This is a genomic window from Psychrobacter sp. CoH-33_TS_01, assembly GCF_058189395.1.
Genome location: NZ_JBVGQI010000003.1, coordinates 366,647 through 382,483 on the forward strand (window position 1 = coordinate 366,647; position 15,837 = coordinate 382,483).

11 protein-coding genes and 1 pseudogene are annotated in these 15,837 nt (G+C 47.5%); 9 read left to right on the top strand and 3 right to left on the bottom strand.

Annotation, left to right across the window (positions count from 1 at the left end):
* Positions 1–20: 20 nt before the first annotated feature.
* The 3 genes from ACZ2XM_RS07570 to ACZ2XM_RS07580 all read left to right on the top strand — a co-directional run bounded on the left by ACZ2XM_RS07570 (position 21) and on the right by ACZ2XM_RS07580 (position 3,397).
* Positions 21–1,730 carry a 2-oxo acid dehydrogenase subunit E2 gene (locus ACZ2XM_RS07570; protein WP_490587788.1) on the top strand — a complete coding sequence of 570 codons (1,710 nt, stop codon included), beginning with the start codon at positions 21–23 and terminating at the stop codon, positions 1,728–1,730.
* Between the two features lie 124 nt (positions 1,731–1,854).
* Complete coding sequence (locus ACZ2XM_RS07575; protein WP_490587789.1) at positions 1,855–2,073, top strand: hypothetical protein; 219 nt, start codon at positions 1,855–1,857, stop codon at positions 2,071–2,073.
* Positions 2,074–2,419: 346 nt separating this feature from the next.
* The gene (locus tag ACZ2XM_RS07580) at positions 2,420–3,397 is read left to right on the top strand and encodes an ion transporter (protein WP_490587790.1); all 978 of its coding nucleotides are present in this window, start codon (positions 2,420–2,422) and stop codon (positions 3,395–3,397) included.
* Between the two features lie 174 nt (positions 3,398–3,571).
* Here the strand turns inward: ACZ2XM_RS07580 and ACZ2XM_RS07585 are convergent, their stop codons facing one another.
* The 3 genes from ACZ2XM_RS07585 to ACZ2XM_RS07595 all read right to left on the bottom strand — a co-directional run bounded on the left by ACZ2XM_RS07585 (position 3,572) and on the right by ACZ2XM_RS07595 (position 8,402).
* Positions 3,572–4,237, bottom strand: coding sequence for a TerD family protein (locus ACZ2XM_RS07585; protein ID WP_490587791.1), 666 nt, complete (start codon positions 4,235–4,237; stop codon positions 3,572–3,574).
* Positions 4,238–4,347: 110 nt separating this feature from the next.
* Positions 4,348–5,367 (bottom strand): helix-turn-helix transcriptional regulator, encoded by a 1,020-nt coding sequence (locus ACZ2XM_RS07590; RefSeq protein ID WP_490587792.1) that lies wholly within the window; start codon positions 5,365–5,367, stop codon positions 4,348–4,350.
* Positions 5,368–5,603: 236 nt separating this feature from the next.
* On the bottom strand, positions 5,604–8,402 hold the full coding sequence (locus ACZ2XM_RS07595; RefSeq protein ID WP_490587793.1) for an AAA family ATPase: 2,799 nt from the start codon (positions 8,400–8,402) through the stop codon (positions 5,604–5,606).
* Between the two features lie 808 nt (positions 8,403–9,210).
* Here ACZ2XM_RS07595 and rsmG point away from each other — a divergent pair.
* The 6 genes and pseudogenes from rsmG to msbA all read left to right on the top strand — a co-directional run.
* Positions 9,211–9,852: a 16S rRNA (guanine(527)-N(7))-methyltransferase RsmG gene (gene rsmG, locus ACZ2XM_RS07600; RefSeq protein WP_490587865.1), complete on the top strand. Its 642-nt coding sequence runs from the start codon at positions 9,211–9,213 to the stop codon at positions 9,850–9,852.
* Between the two features lie 401 nt (positions 9,853–10,253).
* Positions 10,254–11,042, top strand: a complete 789-nt coding sequence (locus tag ACZ2XM_RS07605) for a ParA family protein (protein ID WP_490587794.1) — start codon at positions 10,254–10,256, stop codon at positions 11,040–11,042.
* Between the two features lie 102 nt (positions 11,043–11,144).
* Complete coding sequence (locus ACZ2XM_RS07610) at positions 11,145–12,260, top strand: ParB/RepB/Spo0J family partition protein (protein WP_490587795.1); 1,116 nt, start codon at positions 11,145–11,147, stop codon at positions 12,258–12,260.
* A 147-nt stretch (positions 12,261–12,407) separates the two neighbouring features.
* Entirely contained in the window at positions 12,408–13,190 is a 783-nt protein-coding gene (locus ACZ2XM_RS07615; protein ID WP_490587796.1) for a MotA/TolQ/ExbB proton channel family protein, read from the top strand.
* Between the two features lie 140 nt (positions 13,191–13,330).
* Positions 13,331–13,762, top strand: coding sequence for an ExbD/TolR family protein (locus ACZ2XM_RS07620; protein ID WP_490587797.1), 432 nt, complete (start codon positions 13,331–13,333; stop codon positions 13,760–13,762).
* Positions 13,763–14,086: 324 nt separating this feature from the next.
* Positions 14,087–15,814 (top strand): annotated as a pseudogene (gene msbA, locus ACZ2XM_RS07625) (lipid A export permease/ATP-binding protein MsbA); the annotation flags it as partial.
* Positions 15,815–15,837: the final 23 nt, after the last annotated feature.

Consider the following 15,837-nt stretch of genomic DNA (forward strand, 5'->3'; position numbering starts at 1 on the left):
CACAGAATTGGAGAGATAACATGGAAATCAAAGCGCCAGATCTGGGTGTGGACAGCGCCGAAGTCAGCGAAATTATGGTCAGTGTTGGTGATGTCATCGCTAAAGACGATAACATTGTCTTATTAGAGTCCGATAAAGCGTCTGTCGAAGTGCCCAGCAGTGCAGCGGGTAAGGTCGTCAGCATTGCTATTAGCGTAGGTGATCAAGTGAGCGAAGGCACACTGCTCATCACGTTAGAAGCGGAAGAGGGTTCGGACGCTGTTGCTGATACTGCAGAAGACAAAAATGCAGCTGCGCCTGCGCAAGAAGCAGCGCCTGCAGCAGCAGAACCAGCGGTAGAGAAAGAGAAGCCTGCTGCCAGTCAAGAGCAAGCGGCTCCTACTGCGGCAGCCGCGCCGCAAACTTATGCCTTACCTGACCTTGGGGTGGATGAAGCACAAGTCGCTGAAATCATGGTTGAAGTTGGTGATACTGTCACCGCAGATCAGTCAATTTTATTGATTGAATCGGATAAAGCTTCGGTCGAAGTACCTGCTCCTGTAGCTGGTAAAGTCGAAAAAATCTTGGTCGCCAATGGTGATACCGTTGCCAATGGCCAAGACTTTATTGTGATTGTAAGTAGTGAAGCTGCTGCGTCTACTGAGGCCAAAGCACCTGCAGAGGCACCGCAAGAACAGGCTAAGCCTGCTGCGACGACGGAAGCTAAACCGCCAGCGGCCCAGGCTGCCCCTGCTAAAGCTGATGATAAGCCTGCGCAAGCGTCTGAGAAGCTCAATGAAACGCAGGTTAATGAAAAATTAGCCGACGTCTATGCCGGTCCGGCCGTACGTAAGTTAGCACGTCAGCTCGGTATTGATATCACGCAGGTAGCAGGTACGGCTAGTAACGCACGTATCGTGAAAGAAGATGTCTTTGGCTATGTCAAAGCGAATATCACTAATGGGGCGGGTAAAACGGCTACGGCCGCGCCTGCTGGTGCTGCCCGTTCTGGTCTGCCAACCTTGCCAGATATGAGTAAAACAGAGATTTGGGGTGAGACGGAAACGATTGACTTAACCCGTCTACAGAAAGTCTCTATCCCGCAGCTCAACTACAACACTTATCTGCCGCAAGTCACGCAATTTGATTTAGCAGACATTACGGATACCGAAGCTTTACGTGGTGAGCTTAAAGGCGACCTGAAAAAACAAGGTGTTGGCTTAACTATCTTGGCGTTCATCGTCAAGGCCACAGCGTATGCTTTAACGCAGCATCCGAAGTTTAATAGCCACTTAAGCGATGACAACTCACAGGTTATCCTTAGAAAGTCAGTCAATATGGGCATCGCTGTCGCTACGGATGATGGCCTCATTGTCCCTGTGATTAAAGATGCTCACGCTAAAGGCATTAAGCAATTGGCTATTGAGATTGGTGAGCTGGCCGGTAAAGCGCGTGATAAGAAGCTGAGCGCTAAAGATTTACAAGGGGCTAGTTTTACTATTTCTAGTCAAGGTAATCTTGGTGGCACTTACTTTACACCGCTAGTAAATTGGCCACAAGTCGGTATCATGGGCGTCTCTGAAGCGACTATGCAGCCGCGTTGGAATGCTCAGCAGCAGACTTTCGAGCCTCGTCTGATGTTGCCGCTGTCATTATCTTATGATCATCGCGTGATTAATGGTGCGGATGCCGCTGTATTTACTCGTTATGTGGCGCAGTTGTTGGCCGATCCAAGACGTATTTTGCTATAAGCTTTAGCATTTAGTCCTTCTGTAGTCCTACAAAAAAGACCATCAGTGGATGGTCTTTTTTATGTCGTGGTCATAACTACTGATTGCGCATTAATATTTTCTACTATCCTATATCGAATTCTTTATGACCGGCTACTGTAGTAACTCCCCCGCACGCTGTCAACATGCCCTGCAACTCGATATATTGACCACAGACGATCATCGCTGTCCTGAGTGTTATGCGCCGCTATTGCAAAGACCAGAGCGGAAGATGCACCCTATTCTAGTTAATCATGGCTTTCAATTGGGCCTAGTCGTTTTTATGCTCTTGGCATTATTACTGGTCTGTGTGGCTTTTGATTAATTGCTCCATTAGGCTCATTCCCGCTATTAAGAACATAGCTATCAAAAGTCCGGCTATTAAAAAAGTAGCTATTAAAATTCGGCTATCAAGGCATAGGTTGAGTCACATACTGGTCGAAAGCGTAGGCTAAGTTAAGGTGATATCTCAAACTTCTATGTAGGCAACCTCACTGCATAAAACCCCACCAGTAAACGGCCGTTCATAAAAAGCCCCCGCTTAGTAAGGGTGATTATGGCATAATAGCGCCTTTATTCTTCAAAACTAGCTCAGCTAGGGTCGTCGCTAAGTTCGCTCAACTAGTGACTTTTTGCATTGACGGCGTTTTTTCTCCAAGCTTAGGAATGGTATGATTTCTCACTACATTCATAATCTACGTCGTTTTGTTTTCAATAATCTGCAGAACCAATATCATGACTCTTGGTTGAGTCGCTACGTTGATTACTTTCTAATTCTATTGATTTTAACCAACGTCGCTGCCGTCATCGCAGAATCGGTCGATACTTGGTATTATCCCAACCAGCAACTGTTTGCGTGGTTTGAAACCTTTTCTATCATTGTGTTTAGCATCGAGTATTTACTAAGGTTTTGGTCGATTGCAGAACGCGATTTAGAGAAACGCAGTTGGCGTCAGCGCTGGGAATGGATGAAAAGCCCCGATGCCTTGATTGACTTAATCGCTATTTTACCGGCCTTTATCAACTTCTACGTCTCGATTGACCTACGCTTCTTACGGATCCTTCGTCTCTTCCGCCTGCTCAAATTGACCCGCTATTTCGCGTCAATGCGTATTTTATTGGTGGTGTTAAATAAAGAGCGCGGGTCATTCCAAGCGGTTATTTTCATTCTGCTTATTTTAATTGTCACTGCAGCTAGCGGGATTTATCTGGTAGAAAACCAAGCACAACCGCAAGAATTTGAATCCATTCCGCAGTCGATGTGGTGGGCAGTCGTGACGCTAACCACAGTGGGCTACGGTGATGTCGTGCCGATGACGACGACGGGTAAAATACTGGGCGCTGTTATTACTATCTTAGGGGTAGGTTTAGCAGCTTTACCAGCCGGTATTCTCGCCACTGGTTTAGCGAACGAGCTCTCGCAGCGTAAAGAAGAGCTTGAGCAGCGTTTTCGCGAATTATTACTCGAAGGCGACATCGATGTGGTGCAAAACCAAATGCAAATAGAGGCCATGCGTAAGGAGCTAGGCTTAGATAAAGAGCAGGCACAGGATATTGTCTTACAAGTTATTCGTGAGCAGAATCTAGAGAATCGCGAGCGAGAGCTGCGTAAGAAAAACTACTGTCCGCATTGTGGCGAGCATTTATAAACCGCTAAAGAATAAATTATCAGCGTGATAGAAATAAAAAAGGAGAGGGGCTAAGTCCCATCTCCTTTTTTTATGGCCTGTCTTATTTTTTATGGGCTATTTTGTTTTTTATGAGCTATTTTGTTTATAGCTACTCTGCTCTAAAGTTAAGCTAAATTATAGAGAGCGTATAGGCTACAAAGCGCGGCCTACGCTAGGTTGTGGTAAAGAGCGCGCCAGCTCAGCACTCACAAAAGCCGCTATCTTAGGAATATCATTACTATCAGTGGGTAAGACTTGTAAGGTGAGATGCCAGTCATCGACTTCACGGCGCAGATGCGCGACCCATAGGCCATTACACTTCGCCGGCAATGTTCTTAAGTCTATTTCAAAAGCAGGGTTGCCTTCATCATCGCTTAAGTGCAACTTGCCTGCCTCAATACGACGTAACGGCTGCCCCTTGTAAGAGGTCAATACTAGAGCGATATGCGTCACATAAGAGGGCACAGCATTGAGACGCAGCTCTATAATTTCAGGGTCTACTGAGCCTTCATAAAGAGCGTTCATGCCACGGTCTTTGCCATTCAAACTATCGCCTTGATGGCGTATAGACTCACTGCTATCCCGTAACGATTTAAACCAAACGGTATCGACCAGATTGCACTTTTTATCATAAAGAACACAAGCAATGTCTAGGTCCATATCGCCTTTATTTTTACGCAGTCTATTCATCATCCCAGGCAGGACCGCCTGGGTGGCTTTGAAGTTTAGCCCATAGTACAGCGTATCGGAGTTAAGATTTAAAGCGCTTAGCGGACTGGATAAAAGGGCTAATGAGCTGGCGGTCGCTACATCTGACATGAGATTCCTTAAAAGCTAAATAATTTTTATACGAATAGGGGTGACGGTAAGTTATAAAGCAGCGAGTTATAATGAATAAACTCAGCAAATTAACCAAAGTGCAGACGAGTCTAGACTATGGCATCTTGCTTGACGGCCGTAAATAGCAACTCTGGCTTGGCATCGACGAGCCCTTTACCAAACCCACGCAACCACCAGACCAACTGGGAGGTTAGGTTGATAGTCGCTGTGATGGTCATGGTATCGTCTTCATGCATCTCTACCGTTTGGTCGGGACTCAGCTGACTTTCGGTCAAGCTTTTACCCGCCGACTGATTAAAGCGTAAGCTCACTTCAGTTTGTTTGCCGCGATTGGGCAGTTGGGTAAATAAAGAATGTGAGAAGCCCATACCGCCCGCATCCAGATAGCTGTCTAAATCAAACCCTTCTGGGGTAATGGCAGTTTGCTCAAGTACTTCGACACTCGCAAAACGGTGCAGCGCAAAGGTACGAATAATAGCTTCGGCATCATCGACCCTCGAGGCCAGTAAGTAAATCACCACGCCACGTTGCACAATGCCTAGAGGGTTGAGTAAGTACTCACTGGGCTCGGGCTGATTGCGTCTAGTATAGGCGGCAAGGATTTGCTGCTGGTGAAAGAGGGCGTGGTAGATATTGTCTTTACACTGCGGCTCGATATGGGGCGCGATAAGTGGTTGGGTCGCCGGCTCTATACGTACGCGGTCAAGCCAAGTGTGGCTGACTTTGCTGTCTTTTAACTGGCGACGGGCCAAATCAAACCAAGGGAATAACTCGTCCAAAATAGCGGGAGGCAGCAGCTGAGTAAGATTGGCCTCAACCATGTTGAACGCTACGGCTTGCGAAAGATTCATATGCGGCAGACTTTGTAGCGGGGCATCTTCGCGCCAGCGCCAGCCTTGCGGGTTGGCATTGTTCTTTTCGATCGGAAAGCGCTTTGCCAAGGCATTCAAATCACGTTGTACCGTGCGCAAGCTCACCTCAAACCCGGCCATATTGAGCTGATCATAGATTTGTGCTGTACCTATCCAGCGGCCGCGCTCTAATTGCGAGAGCACTTGCCATTGGCGGGCGGTCGTAGCGGCACCATGCGTCGTCGATGAGTTATCCATAGTCTACTTATTTTAGGTGGTTGGCGGTCAGTAATTTACGCGAGAATACAGCCAAAAAAAGATAAAAAGTCTAAAAAATAATGTTAGCTAATTGTGCAATATTATAAGCAGGTTTCAGTCAAAAAAGCACCGCTATTTATCAATGCTCAAGGTCACTGTAGCGTCCCATCCAGTCAAAATCCATACCGTGCTTACCCTATAGTAAACCACAGCTAGCCTAAAACGGCGCAGCTGCCCTAAGGTTGCGGCGCTTTAGCAATAGGTTTTTTAATGACGCGCTTTGGGGCGGGCGAAGTCTTTGCTGGAGCCGCCTCTGCAGGCTCATCACCCACATCCTCTTCCTCATCGCTTTCTTCCCAAGAGCGCAACCGGCGGATAATCTTACCAAATAAAGAGCGTTTACTATAGTTGCCTTTTTTGGTTAGGATGCTGACTGGCATATCGCTCAGCAAAGCCAACGCCTCATGAATGCTAGAAACGCCATAGATGTGAAATTGCCCTGCGGCTACCGCTGCGATAATTTCTTCCGGCAGCATCAGTTGCGAGATATTAGCGGCAGGGATAATCACCCCTTGATTGCCATTAAAGCCTTGCTCGCGGCAGGCATCAAAGAAGCCAGCGATTTTTGCATTAATGCCGCCGACGGCCTGTACTTCGCCCAACTGATTCATCGAGCCGGTAATAGCCAAGGCTTGTTTGATGGGCACATCTGCTAAGGCAGAGAGTAGGGCGCAGGCCTCACTCAGCGTAGCACTATCGCCATCAATATGGGCATAACTCTGCTCAAAGGCAAGCGAGGCACTAAAGTTCAATGCATGATGCTGACTAAATAGCGCGCGCAGATAGCTGGTCATAATTAGCATACCTTTGGCATGTAAACTGCCGCCCAATTCGACATCACGTTCGATATCTAAGATATCGCCCGCCCCAATATTTGGCTGAATCAACGCCGTCAAACGCGCCGGCATCCCAAATTCGCTGTCGGCGTAACTGATTACCGTGAGAGCATTTAATTGACCGACGGCTTTGCCTTTGGTATCGATGAGCTGCTGGCCTTCTTTAAGCTCTTGCCAATACAACTCTTTGAGGTAGCTTGAGCGCTCATGCATATCGGCGATTGCTTGTTGGACATCGCTACTGGTCACGGTGGCCTGCTCTTGCAGCTTGGCATGGCGATTGGACTCATGTAACAGCTGGATCAGGCGGTCGCTATGTAAGCTCAGCTTGTTTTGATCTTCGGCTTGCAAGCTCAAATGATCCAAAATAGCCGCTTGAGCCTGGTTATCAAAAGGCAATAGCTTAGCGCCCTTAATCATATCTGCCATTCTACCGACGATGGCTTGTTCTGCGGCAGGGCAACGCGGCACTTCATCATGGAAGTCTGCGCGTATTTTAAATACGGCATTAAACTCAGGCTCAAGTTCTAGCAATTCATAATAGAGATCGGCCTCACCAATAAGGACCACTTTGACGTCTAGTGAAATCACTTCCGGTGCTAGCGACAGACTGCCCGTCAAGGTGAGCATCTGCTCCAAGCTCGACAGCTTAATCTGCTTGGACTGTAGCGCACGCTTAAGCCCTTGCCAAGCATACGGGTGCTCAAGTAAGTGGCTGGCCTCTAGCAGCAGATAGCCGCCATTGGCACGGTGCAGCGAGCCGTCACGAACCATACTGACATCCGTCATTACGGTGCCCAGCTGGGTAATCTGCTCAACGTGACCCAGTAAATTTAGATGCGTTGGTAAGTCTTCAAAGACCATGGGCGCGCCGCTACCTGGCGTTCTAGAAACCAAGACATTGACCGCATAGCGACTGGGCGATGTGCTCATTGGGGCGGCACGAAAGGCTTCATCATCGCCATTCACGATATGCTCGACATGGGTGACCATATCGGCCATAACCGTGTCTAAATAGCTGCTCACGGTGGGTAGGTCTTGAAAGTGTGCTTTCGCCTCAGCAAACAGCGGCGTAAGCGCACGAGTGGCCACGCTGTGATTTAGCGCTTCCATAGCACTATTGGCCTCATCTTCCAATTGCTCTAAAGCAATCGTCAATTGATTCAGGCGCTTATGCATATGGTTTTGATGCAAGTCAGGAGTGATGGCCGCGGTTTGTGGAGACGTTGCTGCTGCCGTATTAGCATGAGCCTTGTCGGTTTTAGTTTTCTGCGTTTTAGTAGTTTGCGTAGACTTAGTCGCAGTTAAAGATTGCGTACTGTGCAACATCGATTTAGTATTTTGGCTATTAGCATCCTGTGCTGACGCGTCGGCTGCAGCCATTTTATCCGTTGGTACAAAAACAGCTTTATTATCAGACTCGCGAAAGCTTAAGGTCAAATCGTACTGTTTGCCTTCTGCATCCAAAGCTTCATAGGCCTTGGTTTCTTCCTGATGGGTCTGGTTTTTGATACGCTCAATCTGACTTTGGTAGCCATCACTGCGAAAACGTTGATTCAGGCGCTTTTTCGCATTGAGCCAGAGCTCGTCCATAACGCTCTTGAGACGATCGCCTTCTCCCGGCGGCAGCGCAATCGAAGTAGGGGTACGTGGGGTCTTAAAATTATGCACATAGACCCAATCTTGCGGAGTAGGCTGGCTCGCCGCGACTTGACTGAGCATACGCATAATCAAAGTACGCTTGCCCAGACCATTTTCGCCAGCAGCAAAGATGTGATAGCCATTAGCATGGATACCCAGCGCGGTCTTAATAGCTTTAATAGCGCGCGATTGGCCATATTCGATATTCAATGGCTGCGCATTATCGGTAGTTTTGGGCAACGTCGACGGATCACTGCGACGCTTTAATTGTTGCGGGGTGAGCAGGCAGCGGGTAGCCACATTGGTCGGCAGCATAGTTTCGTCCATTGCCGCCAATAAACGCGCCTGCTTTTTACTGCTCTTCTCAGTGGCTTTTTTCGTACTGACGCTATCATCAGGGGCTACAGTAGTGGTGGCTGGCTTTTTAGCGACGGTTTTTTTAGCAACATCGTCACTAACTACATTGTCACTAACTAAATTATTGTTTTTTGAGGTCATATTCGCTGTCGTCATGCATGTCTACCAAAAGTGAGGCGAGGGTCTCACCAAGTGTGTTCAGAAGTCCGCCCAATCCAACTAAGGATTGCGCCTTGAATGAAGGTGCTATTGAATGATTAAAAACGCAGACATTCATTAAAAAGTAAGTTGGGGCTAAATGGTATCAAGCCAATAGGTTAAAAAAGTCATTATTAACTTTGTATTAGCAGGGTGTAAATCTAGCCTATGGGTCTTATTATGGGGTTAAACAGGGGCTATTTATAGGGGGTCGGTCTATATAATCTTGGGATAGCCTTGAAATAACTTTGAGATAGTTCTGAGGAATAAGCTATATATTCATCATGACCCTTATATAGCTGCTGCCGTAGTGGTTTTGATTTAAAATTGATAGTGTGCGACTAGAAGACATTTTTTGCAGTCTTAGCATTGATATAGCGGCAGCTCTTGGCCTCATTTATTATGTCTTTAAATTTGCCTATTCCCTATTGCATGAGCACCGATTTTTAGCATATCAGCCGCGCTTAATCGTCTTTTTAAGGGTATAGAGTACACCGAAAGTCGGCTTGCGCCAATAGAAACGGGCATAGCCGCATCTTAACCTATCCATCATATGCTGTGCGTGATAAAATGATGCGCTTATAGCAGCGCCCTGGTAGTTTTTAGCGGGCTACTACGAGCCACATTAGCATAAGAAAAACGGTTTACCGCCCTAGTAGCTAGCTGGTTTGTTTTAAACTGCCCGACCGTTTTGGTTCAACTTGGCATTAACATTGAGATGATTATTTTGGATTTGACTGACCCTACTGGTATGGTAAAAATAGGCCCAGCATTGCCTGAGCTGAGCAAGCTATTGACGCAAGCTGTCGACGAGCTCGGTTTCGAGTTGTCCCTAGAGCAGCAGCGCACGTTGCTATTGTATCTCGATAAGCTATTGATGTGGACCAAGGCCTATAACCTGACCGCGATTACCCAACCCAAAGAAGCGCTGATTAAGCACGTCATCGACTGTTTAGCTGTGGTACCGCATTTACCGGCCGGCTCCTTATTGGATATCGGTACCGGAGCGGGTCTACCTGCGGTTATTATTGCCATTTGTCAGCCAGAGCGTCAGTGTACTGCCCTGGATAGCAACCAAAAAAAGATTCGCTTTATTAAGCAAATAGCCTCTGAGCTTAAATTGCCTAATGTAAATCCTATTGCCTCGCGTATTGAAGCTCACACTGAGCAGTACGATGTGGTAACCTCACGGGCTTTTGCAAGCTTAAGCGACTTTGTGGCATTGGCCGCGCCGCGTATGCAGCCGCAAGGCAGTTTGCAAGCTATGAAAGGTCTGGCTCCTGAAGCGGATGAGCTGGCCCAATTGGGTGAGCACTGGCAGATTACCGTCCAAGCCTTGACCGTACCTCGGCTCAATGAATCTCGCCATTTGGTCGCTCTTCTTCCCCAATAATAACAAGCTTATATAGCATAATTAACCGACTCGGCTAGCGTCAGGGCCGATCTATATAAGCCTTCGTTTCATACCCCCATGCTAATAGCAGCCCTAGTTCGATGAGATTAGGGTAAGATAGACTGCCCGTTTATTTTACTGGTGAATCTGGCCAGGATTGGGTAATCTTTACTATGAGCTCTGCAGTAGGTTAGGGTATTGGGTAGAGCACCTCCCCAGAGCGGATGCTCAATAGTTGGGCTGCTCATGGGATATTGCAGCGTACAAGTTGGACAAATTTTGCAGAATAAAGACTATTAATACCAAAAATATAACTGCGTCACTTCGCTGCCAAGACCACGCAATGATAGGGTGGGCTTGACGATATGATGACAATAGCAAGGCTTTAACTGAGTGAGTGTATGGAAATTCTAGCAATTGCAAATCAAAAAGGTGGGGTAGGCAAGACCACAACGGCGGTCAATTTGGCAGCCTGTTTGGCGGCCAAACGTAAGCGTGTGCTGCTGATAGATTTAGATCCGCAGGGCAATGCCACTACCGGTACCGGTTTAGAAAAGAATGACTTGGCACTGACTATGGCCGATGTGTTATTAGATGGGGTCGCGCTAAAAGAGGCTATCGTGAGCAGTCCTGCCGGCTTTGATGTCATTGGTGCTAACAGAGAGCTGGCCGGCATGGACATCACTTTGATGGGTCAGGTCAATAGCCATGAGTTGCTCAAAACAGCCATTGCCGCTGGGGATACCTTGGAGACCTATCATTATGTCGTCATCGATTGTGCGCCAAGCTTAAACCTATTAACCGTCAATGCGATGGTCGCTACAGATGGGGTAATTATCCCTATGCAGTGTGAGTATTATGCGCTAGAAGGGTTGGCGGATCTCTCAGAGACTATCGAGCGGCTAAAAGAGCTGAATGAAAGATTGCATATTCGCGGGGTAGTGCGTACCTTATTCGATTCGCGCAATACGCTCGCCAATGATGTGTCCAATGAACTCGATGCTCACTTCGGTGATATCATGTATAAGACGGTTATTCCTCGTAATGTGCGTTTGGCTGAAGCCCCTGCGCATGGTATGACAATATTGGATTATGAGAAGAGCTCAAAAGGGGCGCAGGCCTATCAGCGTCTGGCCAATGAGGTGATCTCACAGACGCGTCGGCTAGCAGCAGCACACAATAAACCGTAACTTATTTCAGTAAAGTAGCTTGGCAAATCGTGGTAATCGCCGGCTCTGAGTTACATTTTAACCCAATTAGATTTAGATGTTAGTACTAGAGGACAGGTAATCATGGCGAAAAAACGAGGGTTGGCTGCTAATCGGGGTCTAGATGCACTGCTAGGCTCTATCAAAAAAGAAAAGCAGATCACAGCGGCAGCGTTGCAAGATGATAGCCTGCCCACCGAGCGTGCGCCAGAGAAGCCATCACTGCTCAATGGTAATGATGCCAATACTGAGGCTAATGCAGCTGAGTCTAAACAAGCCACATCAGCGGTAGCTGCCAAAGCCTCTAAAGCAAGTGCTGCCAAAGCCAAAGCCTCACGCAAGCCTGTGGCAGCACTCAAAAAAGACAGCGATACCGTCATTCCTGCTGAAGACCAAATTAGCTTAGTGCAGATTGCTCTAGACCGATTACAGGCTGGTAAATACCAACCGCGTCGTGATATGGGCGAGGCGGCTTTAGCGGAGCTGGCGGCCTCCATCGAACAACATGGCATCATGCAGCCTATCGTGATTCGTCCGCTGCTGGACAAAGAAAGCAAGACTCAAGCGCAAGTGACCCATGAGATTATCGCGGGTGAGCGCCGTTGGCGTGCGGCAAAAATGGCCGGCATGACCTTAATCCCTGCTATCGAGCGAGCCTTATCTGATGAGCTGGCCATTGCGCTCGCCCTCATTGAAAACATTCAGCGCGAAGACTTGTCGGTCATTGAGCAAGCCGCAGCCTTACAGCGCTTCCATACCGAATTTGGCATGAGTCACGCCATGATCGCTGAAGTGGTGGGCAAAGCGCGTACGACCGTCTCGAATTTATTGCGCCTCAACCAACTGCACGATACGGTAAAAGACCATCTGGCTAACAATGAGCTAGATATGGGCCATGCCCGCACTCTATTGCCTTTGTCACAAGGCCAGCAACCTATTATTGCGAAGAAAATTATTGATGGCGGTTTGACCGTACGTGAGGCCGAAAAGTTGGTCAAATCCATCCTCAAGCCAGAGCCTAAAGAAGAAAAACAAGATTTAGCAGCCAACCATGAAATCGAGCGCCTTAACCAACGTTTATCCGATGTATTGGGTGCGACGGTCAAGCTAAAGCAAAAGAAAGGCGGCAAAGGCAGTGTCGAAATATTCTTCCATAGTGAAGATGAGCTGGCCGCATTGATTGCTCATTTAAAAGCCTAACAGGGCCTTTTGCTGGTCAGGTCCATACTTGAAAGCTAGTAAACGTAAAGCATAAACAGCAATCTGCCAAACCACCGAGCTGACCCATAATAAAAACAATCAGTATCGATGGTAATAAAAGCAACGAACGAAAATAAGAGTGGCGTTATGTGGGAGTTAGTAAAGGCAGGGGGTTGGCTGATGATGCCAATCGTGATCTGTTCAGTCATTGTACTGGTCATCGTCATTGAGCGCACTGTGCGTTTACGCTACGCCAAAGTGGCCCCGCCGGCGTTACGAGAGCAATTGATAGACCGTCTGCGCAATAAACCTGCCCTTAGCAAAACGCTACTATTAAGTGTCAAAGACGCATCCCCATTAGGCGATATTCTAGCGACCGGCTTGCTGTATCGTCAGTATGGCCTTGAGTCGATGACCATGCATATGCAGAATCGTGCCAGCGTACAGATTCACAAATTAGAAAAAAACATCAATATGCTCGGTACCATCGGTGCTATTGCGCCATTACTAGGCTTATTGGGTACCGTGCTTGGCATTATTGCGTCTTTTTTGGCGGTAACCGAGGGTGCGATGCAAGACCCTACGCTATTGGCTGCCGGGGTATCACAAGCACTCATTACCACGGCCGCAGGTATGTTTGTGGCGATTCCTGCTTTGGTAGCTTATCGCTATTTTCAACGCCGCATAGTCGATATTAATGCCCAGTTTGAGACTGAAGCCGGTTTAATGCTACAGGATGTCTACGACTATAATTTACTGTCCACCGCACAATTAATTAGCGAAACGCCGCCTCTTAGTACGGCGAGCAGTACCCCACTAGACGAAATTGACCTGCTTGAGCTAGAAGAAGAGCCGCTACCCGTGCACTCACAAATCAAAGCCCATGTTAGTAGAATCAGCAAAAAAGACAACACCGCTAACATGTCTTAGCAAGGTCATTAGTATTTAATAGGGCAGTAGAGCGCTCAGTAGTAATGGCTAATGCCAGTATCAGTAGCATTATTAGTATCAGCACTATTGCAAATGACTATTTATAATAAAGCCTCTTTTAGAATAAGCAGAGTCTGTCTATGCGTTTTCGCAAGCCCACGGTGGAGCCGTTAGAAATCAACTTAACGCCGATGATTGATTGTCTGCTGTTTTTAATTGTGTTTCTATTATTAGCCACTTCGTTTAATAAATTCAGTCGGCTTAACATTATTTTGCCAGAAGCTGCGGGCGTGAGCGTTAGTACCGATAGTGAAAAAATAGAAGTGGCGGTTCAAGAAGACGGCAGTTATATGGTCAATGGCATGGCTTTGGTCAGTCAGAACGAAACCGAGCTGGTCAGCCTCATTAACCAAGCTACCAACGGCAATCGCGAAATGCTGTTTGTGATTGCGGCCGATGCCAATGCCAGTCACCAATCTGTAGTTAAGGTGATGGATATCGCGGGTAAACTAGGGTTTTTAAATTTGAATATCAGCACGGTAATGCCCGCAAACCGTACTCCTACCAATTGATTTATTAACTAATTTTTAATTGTCTAAATAGTCGTTATTTTTAAGTCCATGCCGCAGCTGTATTGTAAGTCTCGGTAGCTAACCCTACCCAAGTCATGCGATAAACGCTATACGATAAACGCCATTTTTGAGGTATTCATGCCCAACGAGCCCCTCAAGCCCAGCTTGCCGAACGCTCAGCCGCCAGTTGAATCCACAAACTCTAGCTCTGAGGTGTCTAGCTCAGCAGCTCAGCCTAGACGAAATACGCCTATGTCCTCTAAGAACTCCGTCCCCAATAGCTCTGTCTCTAAGTCTCCAATAGCCCCGGCTATTGCCGTACCCATGAGTACTCCTGCGCCCCTAAAAAGAAAAACACTATGGCGCCTGCTGAGCTATCTCAAGCCGTACTGGTGGGCGTTATTACTGACGATTATCGGCTTTGCGATTAACTCTGGGACTGAGATTTGGATTGCCAAGCTGCTGCAGTACATTACTGATGCGGTGAATCAGAACGATCGCTCGCGCCAAAATTGGTTTCCCATATTGATTATTGCGCTATTTTTCGTGCGCGGCGTGGGCAGCTTTTTGGGTAATTATTATTCCGCGCTCATCTCGCGCAACTTAGTGTATGAGCTCCGAGTCGAGGTCTTTAATAAGCTGCTGCGTCTACCGACTGCCTTTTATTTGGCCAATCCCGCCGGCACCATCTCATCCAAGCTCATCTTTGATGTCGAGCAGGTGACTGCTGCCAGTACCGATTCTATGAAGACGGTCTTGCGCGATGGCTTGACAGTAGTAGCTTTAATTGGCTTTTTGCTCTATAGCAACTGGCGTCTGACCTTAATTTTATTCCTCGTGTTACCTCCGATTTTATGGCTCATTCGGGTGGCGTCTAAACGCTACTTACGACTGTCCAAAGGCATCCAAGAGACGATGGGCGATGTCAGCCATATTACCAACGAAGTCATCGGTGGTTATCAGGTCGTCAAAAATTACAGCGGCCAAGCCTATGAAGCCCAGCGCTTTGATAAGACGTCTAAAAAGAACCTACGCCAAGGCATGAAAGTAGTCGTTACCAATAGCATTAACACGCCAGCCGTCCAGTTATTGATGGCAATGGCGATGTCAGTAGTGGTGTGGTTGGCGTTACGTCCCGCTGTGATTAGCGATATTACTGCCGGCCAATTTATCTCTTATATCGCTGCTGCCGGTCTACTAAGTAAACCAGTACGCTCATTGACAGATATCAACCAAAAGCTGCAAAAAGGTATTGCCGCCGGTGAGTCTATCTTTGCGCTATTAGATGAGCCAGAAGAGGAAGATACCGGCACACTATCCCCAATTATTAATGGTCACGTGAGCTTAGATAAAGTCACTTTAGCGTATCCAGATGGCACGGTAGCTTTGTCAGAGTTTGATTTAGATATTAAAGCAGGGGAGACCGTTGCTCTAGTGGGCCGCAGTGGTGCGGGTAAATCGTCGTTAGTAAATTTACTGACGCGAGCACTACAGCCTACCGGTGGGCGTATCTGTATCGATGGCATACCGATTGATGATATTAAACTCGATAGCTTACGCTCGCAAATTGCTACCGTCAGTCAGCAAGTGGTGTTGTTCAATGCGACCGTCGCCCATAACATTGCTTATGGCAGCCTCGCCAGTAAGTCTCGAGAAGAGCTGATAGCGGCGGCCAAAGCAGCTTTCGCCCATGACTTTATTATGAAGTTACCGCAGGGCTATGACAGCCATATTGGGGCTGAAGGGCTACAACTGTCCGGCGGCCAGCGTCAGCGTTTATCGATCGCCCGCGCCTTATTAAAAGATGCGCCGATTCTTATTTTAGATGAAGCCACCAGTGCGCTAGATAATGAGTCAGAATACTATATTCAGCAAGCGTTAGATAATGTGATGAAAGACCGGACGACCATTGTGATTGCGCATCGCCTGACAACTATTGAGTCGGCTGATCGCATCGCCGTATTAGATGGTGGGCGTTTATTGGAGATTGGTACCCATACCGAGTTGATGGCTGCGGCCGGTCATTACGCGCAAATGTATGCCCGCGATTTCAATAATGAGGCGCCTTTTGCAAA

Coding starts and splice junctions, on each gene's coding strand:
- ACZ2XM_RS07570 (WP_490587788.1), top strand. CDS start 21: ATGGAAATCAAAGCGCCAGATCTGGGTGTGGACAGCGCCGAAGTCAGC.
- ACZ2XM_RS07575 (WP_490587789.1), top strand. CDS start 1,855: ATGACCGGCTACTGTAGTAACTCCCCCGCACGCTGTCAACATGCCCTG.
- ACZ2XM_RS07580 (WP_490587790.1), top strand. CDS start 2,420: ATGATTTCTCACTACATTCATAATCTACGTCGTTTTGTTTTCAATAAT.
- ACZ2XM_RS07585 (WP_490587791.1), bottom strand. CDS start 4,237: ATGTCAGATGTAGCGACCGCCAGCTCATTAGCCCTTTTATCCAGTCCG.
- ACZ2XM_RS07590 (WP_490587792.1), bottom strand. CDS start 5,367: ATGGATAACTCATCGACGACGCATGGTGCCGCTACGACCGCCCGCCAA.
- ACZ2XM_RS07595 (WP_490587793.1), bottom strand. CDS start 8,402: ATGACCTCAAAAAACAATAATTTAGTTAGTGACAATGTAGTTAGTGAC.
- rsmG (WP_490587865.1), top strand. CDS start 9,211: ATGGTAAAAATAGGCCCAGCATTGCCTGAGCTGAGCAAGCTATTGACG.
- ACZ2XM_RS07605 (WP_490587794.1), top strand. CDS start 10,254: ATGGAAATTCTAGCAATTGCAAATCAAAAAGGTGGGGTAGGCAAGACC.
- ACZ2XM_RS07610 (WP_490587795.1), top strand. CDS start 11,145: ATGGCGAAAAAACGAGGGTTGGCTGCTAATCGGGGTCTAGATGCACTG.
- ACZ2XM_RS07615 (WP_490587796.1), top strand. CDS start 12,408: ATGTGGGAGTTAGTAAAGGCAGGGGGTTGGCTGATGATGCCAATCGTG.
- ACZ2XM_RS07620 (WP_490587797.1), top strand. CDS start 13,331: ATGCGTTTTCGCAAGCCCACGGTGGAGCCGTTAGAAATCAACTTAACG.